The sequence below is a fragment of the Flaviflexus salsibiostraticola genome (genome assembly GCF_003952265.1).
GTDB classification, from domain to species: domain Bacteria; phylum Actinomycetota; class Actinomycetes; order Actinomycetales; family Actinomycetaceae; genus Flaviflexus; species Flaviflexus salsibiostraticola.
Genome location: NZ_CP034438.1, coordinates 1,212,757 through 1,227,854, shown reverse-complemented (window position 1 = coordinate 1,227,854; position 15,098 = coordinate 1,212,757). Strand labels below are relative to the sequence as shown.

At 63.4% G+C, this 15,098-nt stretch carries 17 protein-coding genes; 12 read left to right on the top strand and 5 right to left on the bottom strand.

Annotated elements, in window-relative coordinates:
• Positions 1 to 207: 207 nt before the first annotated feature.
• Together EJO69_RS05695 and EJO69_RS05690 are read right to left on the bottom strand one after the other, a co-directional pair.
• Complete coding sequence (locus EJO69_RS05695) at positions 208 to 630, bottom strand: OsmC family protein (protein WP_126040084.1); 423 nt, start codon at positions 628 to 630, stop codon at positions 208 to 210.
• Positions 627 to 1,118, bottom strand: coding sequence for a DUF2505 domain-containing protein (locus EJO69_RS05690; protein WP_126040082.1), 492 nt, complete (start codon positions 1,116 to 1,118; stop codon positions 627 to 629). Before EJO69_RS05690 ends, EJO69_RS05695 begins: the two co-directional genes overlap by 4 nt.
• Positions 1,119 to 1,162: 44 nt before the next feature.
• Between EJO69_RS05690 and EJO69_RS05685 the strand changes: the two genes are divergently transcribed.
• The 10 genes from EJO69_RS05685 to EJO69_RS05640 all read left to right on the top strand — a co-directional run bounded on the left by EJO69_RS05685 (position 1,163) and on the right by EJO69_RS05640 (position 9,645).
• Positions 1,163 to 2,587, top strand: a complete 1,425-nt coding sequence (locus EJO69_RS05685) for a sensor histidine kinase (protein ID WP_211331517.1) — start codon at positions 1,163 to 1,165, stop codon at positions 2,585 to 2,587.
• Positions 2,588 to 2,858: 271 nt separating this feature from the next.
• The gene (locus tag EJO69_RS05680) at positions 2,859 to 3,185 is read left to right on the top strand and encodes a helix-turn-helix domain containing protein (RefSeq protein ID WP_164519830.1); all 327 of its coding nucleotides are present in this window, start codon (positions 2,859 to 2,861) and stop codon (positions 3,183 to 3,185) included.
• A complete protein-coding gene (locus tag EJO69_RS05675) occupies positions 3,182 to 3,442 on the top strand; it encodes a hypothetical protein (protein WP_126040079.1) in 261 nt (86 codons plus the stop codon). Before EJO69_RS05680 ends, EJO69_RS05675 begins: the two co-directional genes overlap by 4 nt.
• A 20-nt stretch (positions 3,443 to 3,462) precedes the next feature.
• Entirely contained in the window at positions 3,463 to 4,668 is a 1,206-nt protein-coding gene (gene istA, locus EJO69_RS05670; protein ID WP_126038218.1) for an IS21 family transposase, read from the top strand.
• Positions 4,669 to 5,418: an IS21-like element helper ATPase IstB gene (gene istB, locus EJO69_RS05665; RefSeq protein ID WP_126038216.1), complete on the top strand. Its 750-nt coding sequence runs from the start codon at positions 4,669 to 4,671 to the stop codon at positions 5,416 to 5,418.
• Positions 5,419 to 5,434: 16 nt separating this feature from the next.
• On the top strand, positions 5,435 to 5,869 hold the full coding sequence (locus tag EJO69_RS05660; protein ID WP_342769235.1) for a DDE-type integrase/transposase/recombinase: 435 nt from the start codon (positions 5,435 to 5,437) through the stop codon (positions 5,867 to 5,869).
• A 276-nt stretch (positions 5,870 to 6,145) separates the two neighbouring features.
• Positions 6,146 to 7,219 (top strand): IS110 family RNA-guided transposase, encoded by a 1,074-nt coding sequence (locus EJO69_RS05655; RefSeq protein WP_126042269.1) that lies wholly within the window; start codon positions 6,146 to 6,148, stop codon positions 7,217 to 7,219.
• A 55-nt stretch (positions 7,220 to 7,274) separates the two neighbouring features.
• The gene (locus EJO69_RS05650; protein ID WP_126040075.1) at positions 7,275 to 7,517 is read left to right on the top strand and encodes an IS3 family transposase; all 243 of its coding nucleotides are present in this window, start codon (positions 7,275 to 7,277) and stop codon (positions 7,515 to 7,517) included.
• 96 nt (positions 7,518 to 7,613) lie between these two features.
• Positions 7,614 to 8,576 carry an IS481 family transposase gene (locus EJO69_RS05645; protein WP_126037923.1) on the top strand — a complete coding sequence of 321 codons (963 nt, stop codon included), beginning with the start codon at positions 7,614 to 7,616 and terminating at the stop codon, positions 8,574 to 8,576.
• A 94-nt stretch (positions 8,577 to 8,670) separates the two neighbouring features.
• Positions 8,671 to 9,645, top strand: a complete 975-nt coding sequence (locus EJO69_RS05640) for an IS481 family transposase (protein WP_126040073.1) — start codon at positions 8,671 to 8,673, stop codon at positions 9,643 to 9,645.
• A gap of 71 nt (positions 9,646 to 9,716) precedes the next feature.
• Here the strand turns inward: EJO69_RS05640 and EJO69_RS05635 are convergent, their stop codons facing one another.
• On the bottom strand, positions 9,717 to 9,965 hold the full coding sequence (locus EJO69_RS05635) for a WhiB family transcriptional regulator (RefSeq protein ID WP_126040071.1): 249 nt from the start codon (positions 9,963 to 9,965) through the stop codon (positions 9,717 to 9,719).
• A gap of 143 nt (positions 9,966 to 10,108) precedes the next feature.
• Here EJO69_RS05635 and EJO69_RS05630 point away from each other — a divergent pair, with 143 nt between their 5' ends.
• Complete coding sequence (locus tag EJO69_RS05630; protein WP_126040069.1) at positions 10,109 to 10,489, top strand: hypothetical protein; 381 nt, start codon at positions 10,109 to 10,111, stop codon at positions 10,487 to 10,489.
• An 18-nt stretch (positions 10,490 to 10,507) separates the two neighbouring features.
• On the opposite strand, the gene EJO69_RS05625 is transcribed toward EJO69_RS05630, so the two are convergent.
• Positions 10,508 to 11,203, bottom strand: coding sequence for an SOS response-associated peptidase (locus EJO69_RS05625; protein ID WP_126040067.1), 696 nt, complete (start codon positions 11,201 to 11,203; stop codon positions 10,508 to 10,510).
• A gap of 165 nt (positions 11,204 to 11,368) precedes the next feature.
• Between EJO69_RS05625 and ligA the strand changes: the two genes are divergently transcribed.
• Entirely contained in the window at positions 11,369 to 13,726 is a 2,358-nt protein-coding gene (gene ligA, locus EJO69_RS05620) for an NAD-dependent DNA ligase LigA (RefSeq protein WP_126040065.1), read from the top strand.
• Between the two features lie 33 nt (positions 13,727 to 13,759).
• Here ligA and EJO69_RS05615 read toward each other — a convergent pair whose 3' ends face one another.
• Positions 13,760 to 15,019 carry a phospholipase D-like domain-containing protein gene (locus EJO69_RS05615; protein ID WP_126040063.1) on the bottom strand — a complete coding sequence of 420 codons (1,260 nt, stop codon included), beginning with the start codon at positions 15,017 to 15,019 and terminating at the stop codon, positions 13,760 to 13,762.
• Between the last annotated feature and the right edge of the window lie 79 nt (positions 15,020 to 15,098).

The window sequence follows — 15,098 nt, the reverse complement described above, 5'->3', positions numbered from 1 at the left end:
GGGTTACGGCTACCGCTCCATTATCTGACTGCCGTCGAGGACTGTCAACTAAACTTGAGTGTGCTTCGCTCAAGATGAACGAGGTGGTGTCACGTCGACTGGCCGTGGTCTTTCTGGTTCCGTTTCCACTGGGAGGGCGCGCTCGCTCCGCATCCCACAGCGCGACGAGACCCCGCCGTGGCGGGGTCTCGTCGGGAATATCGGGCGCTACTCGGCGCTGCGCTGGCCGAGCGGCCTGTCGACGAGGCGGTGCCGAGATTCCGCTGTGGCATCGAGCGTGCGCTTGACCGTACACGAGCGCTCGATCGCCTCGTGGACCTTCTCGAGCAGCCGCTCGAGCTCTTCACCGGACAGGGACGAGAGGTCGAGGGAGAAGACCGTGTCGATCGCGCTGTAGCGGTTCTCGCCTGCGACCCGCTCCGGCTCAACCTCGAGGGTCACGTGAATATCCTCGCCGAGGGCGTAGGTGAGGCGATGGTCGATTGAAAGGCCGGCACAGGTCGCGGCGGCGAGCTGGAGCAGCTCCCCGGGGGAGAAGACCTCGGGCGCCTCCGCATCGCCGATCTTGACGACCGCGCCTCGGTCATTCGTCGCGATCCATTCCCGAACCCCGGTGCGCACGGCCTTCATCGCGCCGCCAGGATCTCGTTGACGAGCCTCTGGTCGCGCTTGAGAACCGCGTCGACCTGGCTGACGGCGAGCTTCTCGAGCTTCGGGCCGATGAGAGGGATCGTCACGCGGATCTCGCCGGAGAAGGATGCCGTTGTCGTGTCTCCCTCCGCGGTCAGCGTCTGCGTGAGGTCGATCTTGACGGGGAGCGAGCCGACGTCGACCGTGAAGTCGGCGCTCGCGCGGTCCGGGCCCTTCCCGTCCCACTTCTGGCGGATCGTCACGGTGGTGGCCCTGCTGACGAAGCGGCGGGCCTTCTCGGGGATGCGGTCGGCGGGAACGGTCACGGTCGTGACAGCCTCCGGCGCTGTATCGGCATCGGTGACCGAATGGACGGGGGCATCGAGACGCCCGGCGTTGGTGCGGGCATTCGCCAGCTCGCTCGACACGAGCACGTCGAGCACGGTGGGCAGGTCCGCGTCATAGGTGGCAGTTCGTTCTACGTGCATGTCTACTCCTCAGATAGGCTGACCCTGTGCCAACACTTTCCAACATGATAAATCAGGCTGGGACGCTCAACAGCGATGAAGCTGAGCATCTCCATCACCTCGCCGGTGATTGGCATCCCCTGGCCGACATCTCCTTCTCCGACCTCTTCCTCATCGTCCGCACGAGGGACAATCGCTACATCATCGCCGCGCACACCCGCCCCGCGACGGCCGCGACCGTCGAGGTGGAGGACGTTGTCGGGTCAAAGGTGCCGGCCTCGACCGAGGCGAAGGTGGCGGAGTGCTTCGAAACGGGCGAACGCATGTCCATCGTCGTCACCGGGATCCGCTACGACCTCGTGCCGATCACCCCCGAGCCCGGCCGGGTCATCGCCGTCCTCTCCGTCGTCACGTGGGGACGCGGCGACCGCGTCCCGGACCAGGTCCAGACGAACTATACGGCGATCACCGAGGCCCTCCTCGGCATGATCTCCCGGGGAGAATACCCGGCGGAGCACGCCCCGACGAGCTTCAGGCACGGGACCCCCCGCGTGTCCGATGGCCTCATCCACCTCGATGAGAACGGCAGGATGCTCTATGCCTCGCCGAATGCGATCTCCGCGTTCCACCGGCTCGGGATTCGCCGGCTCCTGCCCGGCACGGTGCTGGCGGAGCGGATCACCGAGATTGCCGAGCACTCGAACAGCGTCGATGAGATGCTGCCCCTCGTCGTCATGGGCAAGGGCAACTGGGTGACCGAGGTCGAGGCGCGCGGCGTTGTCGTCTCGCTGCGGGCGATCGAGCTCAAGGACAGGGGCGTACGGACCGGGGCGATGCTGCTCTGCCGTGATGTGACCGAGCTGCGTCGCTCCGAGCGCGAGCTCATGACGAAGGACGCGATGATCCGCGAGATCAACCATCGCGTGAAGAACAATCTCCAGACCGTGTCGGCCCTCCTGCGCCTCCAGGCGCGCAGGGCGACCGACGCGGGCGCGAAGCAGAGCCTCGACGACGCCCAGCGCCGCATCTACACAATCTCAATGGTCCACGAGGCTCTCGCACGGACGGGCGCCGACAGCGTCGACTTCGACGAGACGTTCGCGCGACTCATGCGCCTCGCCGCGGGCGTGGCCGCGACCGGTCAGAAGGTGACGACACGCTTCGAGGGATCGTTCGGCAAGGTCCACGCCGAGGCGGCGACCTCGCTCGCGGTGGTCCTCAATGAGATCGTCACGAACGCGGTCGAGCACGGGCTCAAGGGCCGGGATGGCACCATCACCGTGCGGGCGGAGCGGGACGACGACCAGCTCGACGTCGTCATCGTCGATGACGGGGTCGGGATCAAGGAGGGCGAGCGGGGCAGCGGGCTCGGCACCCAGATCGTTGAGACCATGGTCAAGTCCGACCTGCTCGGCAGCATCTCCTGGAACCCGGGCGAGGACGGCGGCACCGTCGTCCGTGTCCACGCCCAGATCCGACGCCGGGACTGAGCGGTCAGCGCTGGGCGCGCTGCCCAGAGAAAAGAGGAGAGGCGGCCGAATGAAGTGCTCCCCGGAAGTTGGACTGTAGAAGTCAGTTCCGATTTCCGGGGAGTATTTCATGTATTTGAGGTCTTTGTTATCGCCACAGCAGCGTGAAGAGGCTGTTGGCTTGTTCGAACGGGGCTACGGCGCATGGTTTGTTGCGACTCGGCTGTGCGTGCCTGAAGGTCGCGTGGCGCGGCTCTATGACCGGTGGCGGATCCATGGCAGATTGTGCCTCATGAACAAGCCAACCAGGACTCAGCACTCGTATGAGAAGAAGAAGGTCGTCGTAGAGCGTGTCCTGGCCGGGGAGTCGAAACCAGCCCTGGCTCAGGAGTTCCAGCTGTCCTCTCCTAAGCTCATCGATGCATGGGTGCGTCGCTATCGAGATGAGGGTGAGGCCGGCCTTCGACCCAAGCCCAAAGGCCGTCCACGTAAAGACGATGATGCTCCGCCGCGCCAGCTCAGTGAGCTCGAGCAGGTCCAGCGGGAGAACGAGCGGTTGCGGGCGGAGAACGCGTACCTGAAAAAATTGCGGGACTTGAGGGATCAGGGGCACAGGTGAGAACCCTCGCTGTCGCCACCCTCAAGTCGGACTACAATCTGGCGGTGCTGCTGGAGATCGCACGCCTGCCCAGGTCCACGTTCTACTACCATCTGCGCGCATTGAACCGTCCCGACCGCCACGCTGCAGTCAAAGCCTTGATCACGGAGATCTTCTCCAGCAGGCAGGGCAGGTACGGGCACCGACGCATTCGTCTGTGTCGGCGGCAGTTGAAAAGTGAGCAGTTTCGGCATTTGAAAAGTGAGCACTTCGATTAACGATGTGGAGTGTGATTTCAATGCACGATTGGGAAAAGATCCGGGTGCTTGCCCGCGAGGGTGTACCGAAGGCTCGTATTGCTGCTGAGCTGGGTATCTCACGCAATACGGTGGATCGGGCGGTGAAGTCTGATCAGCCGCCGCGTTATGTCCGCACGAGGACACCGACGAAGTTTGGGGAGTATGAGGCCCGGATACGGTGGCTGCTGGAGGAGTGTCCGACGATGCCGGCCTCGGTGATCGGCGAGCGGGTGGGCTGGCCTTACTCGGAGAGGGCCTTGCGGCAGAATGTGGCACGGATCCGTCCTGAGTATGCGCCACGACGTCTCGATCCTGCGGACCGGTTGGAGTGGGAGATCGGGGATGTGGCTCAGTGTGACCTGTGGTTCCCCAATGTTGATATCCCGATCGGGAACGGCAAGACGGCACGCTTCCCTGTGCTGACGATGATCCTGGCCTGGTCAAAGTATCCCGTTGCCTTGATGATCCCGAGCCGGCAACGCCCGGACCTGCTGTTGGGCATGTGGGACGGGATCAGCACCTTTGGCAGGGTTCCTCGACGCCTATTGTGGGACAACGAGGCCGGAATCGGACGATACGGCAAGCTCGGGCAGGAAGTCGCGGAGTTCTGTGGAACCCTCGGAGTGAAGCTCGTCCAAGCCAAACCCTATGACCCGGAGACCAAGGGCGTGGTCGAACGGTTCAACTCCTACCTGGAAACCTCGTTCCTGCCCGGGCGGACGTTCGCCAGTCCCAAGGATTTCAATGCTCAACTCGCCGGCTGGCTCGAGGTGATCCGAGGGAAGAAACCACGAGGGAAAGACCAAACTCGGGGCCAGGGCCTGACCGTCGAGCTCGAGCATATGGGTGCGTTGCCGCCGGTTGATCCCGCAGCGAGGTGGACTGTGCAGACGCGGTTGGGACGTGACTACTACATCGAGATCGGCGCGAACGCCTACAGTGTTGACCCCAGGTGGATCGGGCACCGCATCGACGTCACCATGGACCTGTCGACGGTCCAAGTCAGTACGGGCGGGAAGGTCATCACGACTCATGAGCGTCTTTGGGGCAGCGGCGGTCAGGTGACCGACCCTGACCACGTGGAGACCGCTCGGAAGCTGCGTGCGACCTTTCAGCAGCGCCAGGGCCTGCCCGGCTACGGAGTGACGGTCCAGGGCGGGGACCTGGCAGTATATGACCAGATCTTTGACATCGAGGTGGCCTAAATGGAGGCGATCAAAGACGTCACGTACTACACGAGTGCGTTGAAAGCACCACGTATTCAAGCTTCTTTCGCTCGCCTGGCTGACACTGGGCGGGCACAGGGCTGGACGTTCGAGGAGTACTTAGCCGCGGTTTTGGAAGCCGAGGTCACCGCCCGGGAAGCATCTGGGGCCGAGATACGACGGAAACGAGCACACTTCCCGTCCATGAAGACGATTGAGGACTTCACCTTCGATCACCAGCCCCACCTGCGCTCAGACGTTCAAGCAGCATCACGCTCGACCTGGATCCACAACGCGGAGAACATGATCCTTCTCGGCCCACCAGGCACCGGGAAGACTCACATATCGATCGGGCTCGGCATTGCCGCGACCAGGGCCGGAATCCCGGTCCTGTTCGACACCGCAGCCGGCTGGATCCAGTCGCTCACTGCCGCTCACAACAAGGGAGACCTGACGAAAGAGCTGCGGCGTATTCGCCGCTACAAGCTCATCATCATCGACGAGCTCGGCTACCTCCCCATCGAGCCAGAAGCCGCGAACCTGTTCTTCCAGCTCATCTCGGACCGATACGAGCAATCATCCATCCTGATCACCTCAAACCTCGCTTTCGGGTCCTGGTCCACGATCTTCCACGACGAGACGATTGCGACAGCCATCATCGACCGGCTCGTCCACCACGCCCAAGTCCTGACCACGAAAGGAACCTCCTACCGGATCAGACACCGACAAGAACAAGGAACTGTAAACTAAAACCGCTCAGTTTTCGATCGCCGGAAATGCACCAAATTCAACTGCCGCCGACAGTCTGGAACTTCACCGCCGCGGCATGCAGATATCGCAGAAGACGGTATGGAAACTGATGCGCGAGCTCGGGTTGAAGTGCAAGACCCGATCACGGAAACGGTATGTCAGCTATCGCGGACAGGTCGGCACCATCGCGGACAATGTCCTCAATCGGGACTTCACCGCCACCGAGCCGAACCAGAAATGGGTCACCGATGTCACCGAGTTCCGCATCGGAGCCGACAAGCTGTATCTGTCACCGATCATGGATCTCTTCGACCGCTCGGTGCTGTCCTACTCGATCGGTCCCAGCCCGACAGTGGAGTTCACCCTGACCCCGCTTAAAGCCGCGCTCAGCGCCCTGCCTCCAGGAGCGACTGTGCTTGTCCATTCAGACAGTAAGAATAGAAGTGCCTGATCTTCTCGAATGGTTTGACCCACACAGCGATCGACCCCTGAACAGTCGGTCAGGTGCCGTGAGTGTTCCCGAAAGGTTCTGACTCACACTCTGATCGACCAGCGTGTCTTTCCCCGGACCTGTCGACCATTCGAGAACACTCACGGCGAGGCTTTCGCCTCGCCGTGATCATGTGACTCAAGAAGGGCCTGAACACCTTTTCTCTTTACTGTCTTGTCCAGGTTACCGGTCGATACGAAAGCACCACAAACAATGCACATCGATTGGAGAAACCTCATGACCTCACAACCTTTCATCACTGTCGTTGGTGGCGTAGACACCCACAAAGACCTGCATGTTGCTGCGGTAGTTGATCAGCACGACCGGGTACTCGCAACCGAATTCTTTCCTACGACCAGGCATGGGTACAAGCTGCTCGTGCACTGGTTACGCTCCTTCGGACAGATCGCCAGGATCGGGGTGGAATGCACCGGCACCTATGGGGCGGGCCTGTTGCGCTACCTCCACGCACAAGATATCGAAGTACTCGAAGTCACCGGCCCCGACCAAGCCCTCCGAAGGCGCAAAGGCAAAGACGACACCCTCGATGCAGAGAATGCTGCTCACGCAGCCTATGCCCGGGTGCGTGCCGTGACCCCGAAAACCCGTGACGGGCTGGTTGAATCCCTACGGGTGTTGAAAGTGTCCCGTAAAACTGCGGTCGCTGCCAGACGAGTCGCGTTACAGATGATCCGCATGAACATCGTGTCAGCACCAGACGAACTCCGTGACCAGCTGCGCACCCTGACTCGCATGAAACTCATCCGCACCCTAGCCGCATGGCGACCAGATCTCACGAAGTATCGCGATGTCACTGGCGCGTACAAGATCGCTTTGAAATCCCTTGCACGTAGGTACCTGGAACTCACTGATGAGATCGCTGATCTTGATGTCATGATCAAAAACATTGTTGATCATCTCGCCCCAGACCTCATCAAAAAACCAGCGGTCGGCTATGAGTCTGCAGCTCAGCTGCTGATCACTGCGGGAGACAACCCCGACCGGCTGACTTCAGAAGCCGCGTTCGCAGCATTGTGTGGGGCGAGCCCGATCCCGGCATCATCAGGCAAAACACACCGTCACCGGCTCAACAGGGGTGGTGACCGGCAAGCCAACTCTGCCCTGCACATCATCGCGATCGGCAGACTCAGAACCGACCCGAGAACCCAGGACTATGTGGCGAAGAAACTCTCCGAAGGGCACTCCAAAATGGAAGCCCTCAGGTGCGTGAAACGATACCTCGCACGGGAAATGTTCTACGCGCTCAAAACCAGAACCCAGGTAATCAATCAGACGCAGATTGCTGCTTGACACTTAGAAGGGCGTCCAGGGATTCCAGTACCAGCATGGAGCCTGGCGTGCTGCCTTGGCCAACGCAGGGGCACGGCAATCGATGTCACGCAAGGGCAACTGCCTGGACAACGCGGTGATGGAGAACTTCTTCGGACACGTCAAGGAAGAGATGTTCCACCACGACACCCACGACGACATCGCCGCTCTCGAATCAGCCCTGCACACCTATATCGCCTGGTACAACACCCAGCGACTATCCCTAACGCTCAAGGGCATGAGCCCGATCGAATACCGGACCCACGCCCTCGCAGCCTAGGTGTAGTTCCTCGGGAGGTTGTGAACGCTCGAGTTAGATGAAGACCTCCGGCAGGATGTGGGTTACCACACTCGCATCCAGTAACCGGAGGTCTTCATGTCCCACGCTAACGCACCATTGACCCCTGTGGGCAGGCAGCGCCTGGCTTCTCTGATCGTCGATCAGGGATGGTCGATCCGACGCGCAGCGGAGCGATTCCAGGTCTCACCTGCCACCGCATCGAAATGGGCGTCCCGATACCGCGCGGGTGAACCTCTCGTGGATCGTTCCTCGCGCCCGCATCACTCACCCATGAGGCTTGCGGAGCGGCGCGAGCACCGCATCATCAGCCTGCGGTTCACCCGCCGGTGGGGACCGCACCGGATCAGCTACCACCTGGGCATCCCGCGGTCCACGGTCGAACGCGTCCTTGCCCGGTACCGGATGCCTCTGCTGGCACATCTGGATCAAGCAACCGGGCTGCCCGTCCGTAAGCCTCGCCCTGTGCGCTACGAGAAACAGCGTCCGGGCGAGCTTGTGCATGTCGACATCAAGAAGCTCGGCCGTATCCCTGACGGTGGTGGACATCGCATGCTCGGACGCGCCAACGGCAAGCGTAACCGTCGCCATGGCGTCGGGTACGCGTTTCTGCATCACGCGGTCGATGACTACTCGCGTCTGGCCTACTCCGAGATCCTTGCCGACGAGAAGAAAGAAACAGCCGCCGCGTTCTGGCACCGAGCGCGCATGTTCTTCGCCCAGGCCGGAGTGACCGTTGCGGCGGTGATGACCGATAACGGGTCTTGTTACCGCTCTCGAACGTTCGCAGCCGCGCTCGGACCTGATGTGAAACATCGTCGAACTCGTCCGTATCGGCCCCAGACCAACGGGAAAGTTGAACGTTTCAACCGCACCCTCGCCACCGAGTGGGCCTACGCCCAGATGTACGAAAGCGACGGAGCCAGGGCCGCAACGTACAGCACCTGGCTCCACCACTACAATCATCACCGACCCCACACCGGAATCGGAGGACAGACTCCCTCAGACCGTGTTCACAACCTCACTGGGAACTACACCTAGGTGTACTGACCCGGAGCGTTGTTGACTTGAGGGAGACCTCCGTAGTCGAGTTGGAGCTGTCTAGTTCCCCTACTCGTACTCACGGAGGTCTCTTATGTCCCACGCTAATGCCCGTCTGGCTCCGGCCGGAAGACTGATTATGGTTCGGCGTATTCAATCGGGGCGTGCTGTTGCGCACGTCGCTGCCGAGATGGGTGTCTCTCGAACGACGGCATGGCGGTGGTGGCGCCGCTTCCGCGAGGCTGGCCTGGCGGGACTGCAGGACCGCTCCAGCGTGGCCCGTTCCCACCCTCGACGCACGGGCGGGTGCGTGGAGACTCGGGTGCGGATCCTGCGTCATTTCACGCGTCGCGGGCCGGTGTTCATCGCCGGTCAGCTTGGCATGCACGCCTCGACCGTGGGACGGGTGTTGCGTCGTCATCAGGCCCCGCTGCTGCGCGAGCTGGACCCGGTGACGGGGACCGTGATCCGGGCCCGGCGCCGCTCGGCTCAGCGTTACGAGCACGACTACCCAGGATCACTGATCCATATGGATGTGAAGAAACTTGGCCGGATCCCCGACGGTGGCGGCTGGCGAGTCCACGGTCGCGGAGCGCGCCCGAGTGGCAGGCGCGGCCTGGGATATGACTACATTCATGCCGTGATCGATGATCACTCCCGGGTCGCCTATGCGGAGATCCACGACGATGAGAAAGGCTGCACCGCTGCCGGAGTCTTGCAGCGTGCGATCGCGTTCTACGCCCGATTGGGAGTGCGTGTTGAACGGGTGATCACGGACAACGCGTTCGCATACCGCAAGTCCGCGGCGTTTCGTGGCGTGATCGACGCTCATGGCATCAGACAGAAGTTCATCAAGCCCCACTGTCCATGGACCAACGGCAAAGTCGAGCGGTTCAACCGAACCCTGGCTGGTGAATGGGCGTACGCCAGACCCTGGGACTCCAACACCCAACGCACCGCGCACTTGCAGTCCTGGCTCGATTACTACAACCTAGACAGACCCCACCTCGGCATCGCCGGAATCCCACCAATCAACCGAATCAACAACGGTCGAGGTCAGTACACCTAGGTGTTTAATTAACTTGTCCAACAAATGGGGAACAGTTCAGAACCGGCCGCCTCTCCTCCTGTCATCGGACCCTAGGACGCGCGACGCGCGCGGGCGTTGCGGCGCTTGAGCGACCTGCGCTCCTCCTCGGACATGGCTCCCCAGACTCCGGCATCCTGCCCGGTCTCAAGGGCCCACTTGAGGCAGGTATCGCGGACTTCGCAGCGAAGGCAGACGGCCTTGGCCTGCTCAACCTGGGCAATCGCGGGACCGGAGTTGCCGATAGGGAAGAACAGCTCGGGATCTTCGGTCAGACACGCTGCGCGGTGGCGCCAATCCATAGAACATCGTCTCCTTTAGCCGGCACGAACGCCGGGTGAACATCTAGTTCATTACCTTGTCACGGAGACCGCGGGCGGTAAAGGGTTTCATGGCGACAATGCCCGGTGCAGTCGGTCACAGGCTCCCTGGGTACTATTGGCCCATGCAGGAACGGAAACCGCTGCCCACGGAGAGAATTGCGGCCCTCGGCGTTGCCCTTGAAGCGCTTGTCCTCGGGGCATGGGCGGTGACGGTGCTGATCTCGGGACTGACCGGTGAGCGGGTCGTGACAGACGATGGGAGTGAGACCACCCTCGGTGCGTTCATGCTCGTTGTCGCGGTGCTCCTCGGCGGCATCGCCTTCGCCGTGTGGAAGGAGGTCCGCTGGGCGACGGGCCCGGCGATCACCCTGCAGGTTCTCCTCGTGGGCGGGGCCTTCTACTCGACTGACTTTCTCCACCCCGCCGCGATCGGCGCGATCGTCGTCTATGCCGTGCTCGTCAGCGTCGCCCTCATCGCCGTCCGCCGCCGCCAGTTCACCTGATCGGACGCCTGCGCGCCCTCAGCCGATCACCTGGTCGGCCGGTATCTCCTCAATATTCGCGGGCAGGTCGACAGAGACCCGGCCCACATCCTTCGCGACCGGGATGGCGGACAGAGCCGGACTCGGGTGTTGAAGGATGTCGAGAGCCGCATCGACGCTCTCGGAACGCGGATCGAGCCAGGCCGCGAAGTCCTCACGGTTGAGGACGACGGGTACACGGTCGTGGATGTCGGCGAGCTGGTCGGCCACCTTCGTGATGATCGTCGTGCTCAGCAGCCATCCATCGGCGTCCCGCGACCACGAGTACAGCCCCGCAAACGCGAGCGGAAGCCCGTCGGCCCGGGAGATGTAGTACGGCTGCTTCGTGCCGCCGACCTTCTTCCATTCGTAATAGCCATCGGCAGGGACGAGGCAGCGCCGCTTCTTGAGGGAGGGTGCGAACGAGCGCTTCTCGGCGACGCTCTCGGCGCGGGCGTTGATCATCTTGGCCGCGAACGACCTGTCCTTCGCCCAGGGCGGCAGAAGCCCCCAGTGGGCGAGGTGCGCTTCACGCGAGAGCCCCTCGTCGTACCGCTCGACGATGACGGGCACATCAGTCGTCGGTGCGACGTTCCAGCTCGGCGGGCGCTGCCGCACGGGCTCGGTGATGAGATCGAGGTCGAACAGTCCGGGCTGCTCATCAAGCCTGGTGAATGTCGCATATCGGCCGCACATGGCACCACTGTAGTGGAGCGGGCCCCGCGTGAGCAGTCCGAGACGGCGGCACATCGAGGCTGCTCCGCACCGGGCATATCGCCCCACATCCGTGGGCCCGCGCGTCCCGGTGTGGGCGAGCGGCGACATCGCGCTAGCCGGGGGCTTCGGCGTTAGGATTGGCGCGTGAGCACGAAAGAATTTGCGGATGCCCATGCGCGCTGGCAGGAGCTGGCCGACATCCTCCTTCCCGCGCAGACCGCCTACTACCTCGACGAGCGCGGCGAGTCGCCGATCTCCGATGCCGAGTATGACCGGCTCATGAGGGAGCTGCGTGAGCTGGAGGAGGAATTCCCCCAGCTCAGCACGCAGGACTCCCCAACGAAGAATGTTGGCGCCGATGTCGCCGAGGCGGGTGATGAGGCCCCCGCCGTGTTCTCCCCGGTCACGCACCGGGAGCGCATGTACTCGCTTGAGGATGCGTTTGACACGGACGAGGTCGAGGCCTGGTTCGCGCGGGTTGCCCGTGAGGAGGGCACCCCCGAGATCGAGGTCGTCTGCGAGGCGAAGATCGATGGTCTCGCCGTCAACCTCCGCTACGAGTCCGGTGAGCTCGTCCAGGCGGCCACACGAGGGGACGGGACGACGGGCGAGGACGTGACGGCGAATGTGCGCACCATCGCCTCGGTTCCCCACAGGCTCACGGGCGACGATTGGCCCGATCTCATCGAGATCCGCGGCGAGGTCTTCATCGCGCTCGCGGACTTCGCCGCCTTCAACCGGCGGCTCGAGGAGGACGGGGCGAGGACGTTCGCCAACCCTCGGAACGCGGCCGCGGGATCGCTGCGGCAGAAGGACCCGGCGGCGACCGCCTCGCGCCCGCTCTCCTTCATCGCCCACGGCATCGGTGCGGTCGACGGCGGCAGTGATGTCTCGTCCCAGCTGGAGATCTACGAGCGGCTCGAGAGCTGGGGTGTGCCCATCTCTCCCTACACCGAGCTCGTGACGGGACTCGATGAGGCGCTCGACTTCATCGAGCGACTCGGGGAGAAGAGACACTCCCTCATCCACGGGATGGACGGGGCCGTCATCAAGGTGGCGAGCCGCGCCATGCAGCGCGAGCTCGGCTACACCTCCCGCGTGCCCCGGTGGGCGATCGCCTACAAGTACCCGCCCGAGGAGGTCCACACGAGGCTCCTCGATATTCGAGTCCAGATCGGCCGGACCGGCCGGGCGACGCCCTACGCGGTCATGGAACCCGTCTTCGTCGACGGGTCGACCGTTTCGCAGGCGACGCTCCACAATCCCTCCGAGGTCGCACGAAAGGACGTCCTCATCGGCGACACGGTCGTCCTCCGGAAGGCCGGCGACATCATCCCCGAGGTGGTCGGGCCCGTTTACCGGCTGCGGACGGGCGATGAGGTGCCGTGGACGATGCCGAGACACTGCCCGAGCTGCGGCTCCGTTCTTGCCCCCTCCAACGAGGGGGAGGCCGACTGGCGGTGCCCGAACTCGAAGTCCTGTCCCGCACAGCTGACGGAGCGGCTTGCCCACGTCGGCTCACGAGGCGCACTTGATATCGAGGCTCTCGGCGCGGAGACCGCGCTCATGCTGACGAACCCGGACGCGCGGCGGGACGCCGCAATCGCCTCCCTCATTGGCGGCCACACGCTCCTCATCGACGGGAGGAGGGTCAGCCTCGACACAAAGGCGGGCAGGGCGGCCGTGGCCGACCATGGCGAACCCGTCCCGGGCGAGATCAACCCCGACCTGCTCGACGCCCTCGGCATTCCCGGCCCCCAGGCCCCCGTTCTGCGCAACGAGGCGGGCCTCTTCGACGTGAGGGCGGAGCACCTGAAGGACGTGTTCGTCTGGAGCGAGGTCAGGGTCAAGGGAGAGTTCCAGGGGGACTATCGGTACGCGCGAGCGGCCTGGACGAAGCCCGCCTACGCCAAAGACGGCACAGTCAAGACGGAGTCCGTCCCGACGAAGACGACAGAGCTTCTCCTTCGCGAGATCGAGGGCGCGAAGACGAAGGAGCTGTGGCGGAAGATCGTCGCGCTCTCGATCCGGCACGTCGGCCCGACCGCTGCTCGGTCACTGGCGGCCCGGTTCGGCTCACTCGATGCCATCGCCGCCGCCTCGGTCGAGGACCTCGCCGAGACCGACGGAGTCGGCCGCATCATCGCCGAATCGCTGACGAGCTGGTTCGAGGTCGACTGGCATCGCGATATCGTCGAGCGCTGGCGCGCCGCTGGTGTGCGGTGGGAGGACGAGGTCGACGACGAGCTGCCTCAGACCCTTGCGGGCCTGACGATCGTCGCCACCGGCAGCCTCGAGTCCTATACCCGCGATTCGGTCAAGGAGGCGATCATCGCCCGCGGCGGCAGGGCATCGGGTTCGGTGTCAAAAAAGACCGACTATGTCGTCGTCGGGGAGAACGCCGGCTCGAAGGCCGCCAAGGCCGAGGAGCTCGGTGTGACGATCCTCGACGAGGACCAGTTCACAGCCCTTCTCGAGGGCGGCCCAGACGCCATCGCCTGACACCGCTTCTGGACGGCGGTCCGAAGCGGCGGGTCAGAGAATGACGCCGAGAGGCCGCAGGATCCGCTCGAGCACGCGGGCGAAGAGCGGGCGGTTCTCCCACATCTCGGACGTCAGCTCGCGTGAGTTCGTCAGGTCCAGGTCGAAGATGGTCTCGAGGTTGCCGGCAAGCGACTCGGAGTAGATCTCGGCGTTGACCTCGTAGTTGCCGCGCATGGAGAGGGCATCGATGTTGGCGGTGCCGACCGTGCTCCACTTGCCGTCAACCGTCATCGTCTTCGAGTGGACCATCGCTCCCTGATAGAGGAAGATCCTCACCCCGGCATCGAGCAGAGCCTTATAGGAGGGGCGGCCCGCCCAGTCGGCGACGATGTGGTTCGAGTATTCGGGGATGAGGACGCGGACGTCGACGCCGCGGTCGGCGGCGGCGATGAGGGCCTCCTGGAGATCGCGATCAGGAATGAAGTAGCCCATCGTGATCCACGCGTGCGACGCCGCTCGGTCCAGTGCGCCGAGGTAGATGGAGCGGATTGGATAGGAGAGCCGCGAGGGGAGGTTCTGAACCGCACGCACCCGCGAATCCCATTCCGACGTCCCCCGATCCGTCAGCCGCTTCGCGCCGCGCTTCCGATGCGCATTCCACATATCGATGAAGGCGTTCTCCAGCTCCCAGGTCTGGGGCCCGACGAGACGGATGTGGGTGTCGCGCCAATGATCGGCATAGAGCTGGCCGATGTTATACCCGCCGACGAACGAGATCGTCGAGTCGACGATGAGAAGCTTGCGGTGGTCGAGACCGGAATGCCGGATGAAGCCAAAGATCCTTCCGGGATGGAGGAAGGGGAAGCGGCGCACGTGCAGGTTCTCCAGGTCCGGAAAGTGCCGGAACCGTGGATCCTGGTTGAGATTGCCGAACACGTCGACAATGACGTAGGTCGAGACTCCGCGCTCCGCAGCGCCGATGATCGCGTCCCGGAAGCGCTGGCCGATGGCATCGGCCTTCCAGATGTACGTCTCGAGATAGACGGTGTGTTCGGCCGACTCGATCGCCTCGATCATGTCCTCGTAGAGATCGTGCCCGAACGTGTACGTCGTCACCTGGGTATTCGCGACATGCGAGTGCTTGGGCGCGAAATGCGGGAACTCGCCTGTGGCGGGCTCGCGCCGCTTCCGACGCTCATCGATGGCCGTGACGATGCCGACCGCGGTCGCCTGCAGGGCGAAGGTGACGGCGAGCCCCGCCTTGACACCACGCCAGAGACGGCTCATCGAGGGGGCGCGGTATCTGCTCATGGTCCGTATTGTACGGACAGGGAGTGCCTCGCGTTACGAGATGCGGATCCACGGGAGGGGCAGGTCCGTATTAGACTGA

Coding starts and splice junctions, on each gene's coding strand:
- EJO69_RS05695 (WP_126040084.1), bottom strand. CDS start 630: ATGAAGGCCGTGCGCACCGGGGTTCGGGAATGGATCGCGACGAATGAC.
- EJO69_RS05690 (WP_126040082.1), bottom strand. CDS start 1,118: ATGCACGTAGAACGAACTGCCACCTATGACGCGGACCTGCCCACCGTG.
- EJO69_RS05685 (WP_211331517.1), top strand. CDS start 1,163: ATGATAAATCAGGCTGGGACGCTCAACAGCGATGAAGCTGAGCATCTC.
- EJO69_RS05680 (WP_164519830.1), top strand. CDS start 2,859: ATGAACAAGCCAACCAGGACTCAGCACTCGTATGAGAAGAAGAAGGTC.
- istA (WP_126038218.1), top strand. CDS start 3,463: ATGCACGATTGGGAAAAGATCCGGGTGCTTGCCCGCGAGGGTGTACCG.
- istB (WP_126038216.1), top strand. CDS start 4,669: ATGGAGGCGATCAAAGACGTCACGTACTACACGAGTGCGTTGAAAGCA.
- EJO69_RS05655 (WP_126042269.1), top strand. CDS start 6,146: ATGACCTCACAACCTTTCATCACTGTCGTTGGTGGCGTAGACACCCAC.
- EJO69_RS05645 (WP_126037923.1), top strand. CDS start 7,614: ATGTCCCACGCTAACGCACCATTGACCCCTGTGGGCAGGCAGCGCCTG.
- EJO69_RS05640 (WP_126040073.1), top strand. CDS start 8,671: ATGTCCCACGCTAATGCCCGTCTGGCTCCGGCCGGAAGACTGATTATG.
- EJO69_RS05635 (WP_126040071.1), bottom strand. CDS start 9,965: ATGGATTGGCGCCACCGCGCAGCGTGTCTGACCGAAGATCCCGAGCTG.
- EJO69_RS05630 (WP_126040069.1), top strand. CDS start 10,109: ATGCAGGAACGGAAACCGCTGCCCACGGAGAGAATTGCGGCCCTCGGC.
- EJO69_RS05625 (WP_126040067.1), bottom strand. CDS start 11,203: ATGTGCGGCCGATATGCGACATTCACCAGGCTTGATGAGCAGCCCGGA.
- EJO69_RS05615 (WP_126040063.1), bottom strand. CDS start 15,019: ATGAGCAGATACCGCGCCCCCTCGATGAGCCGTCTCTGGCGTGGTGTC.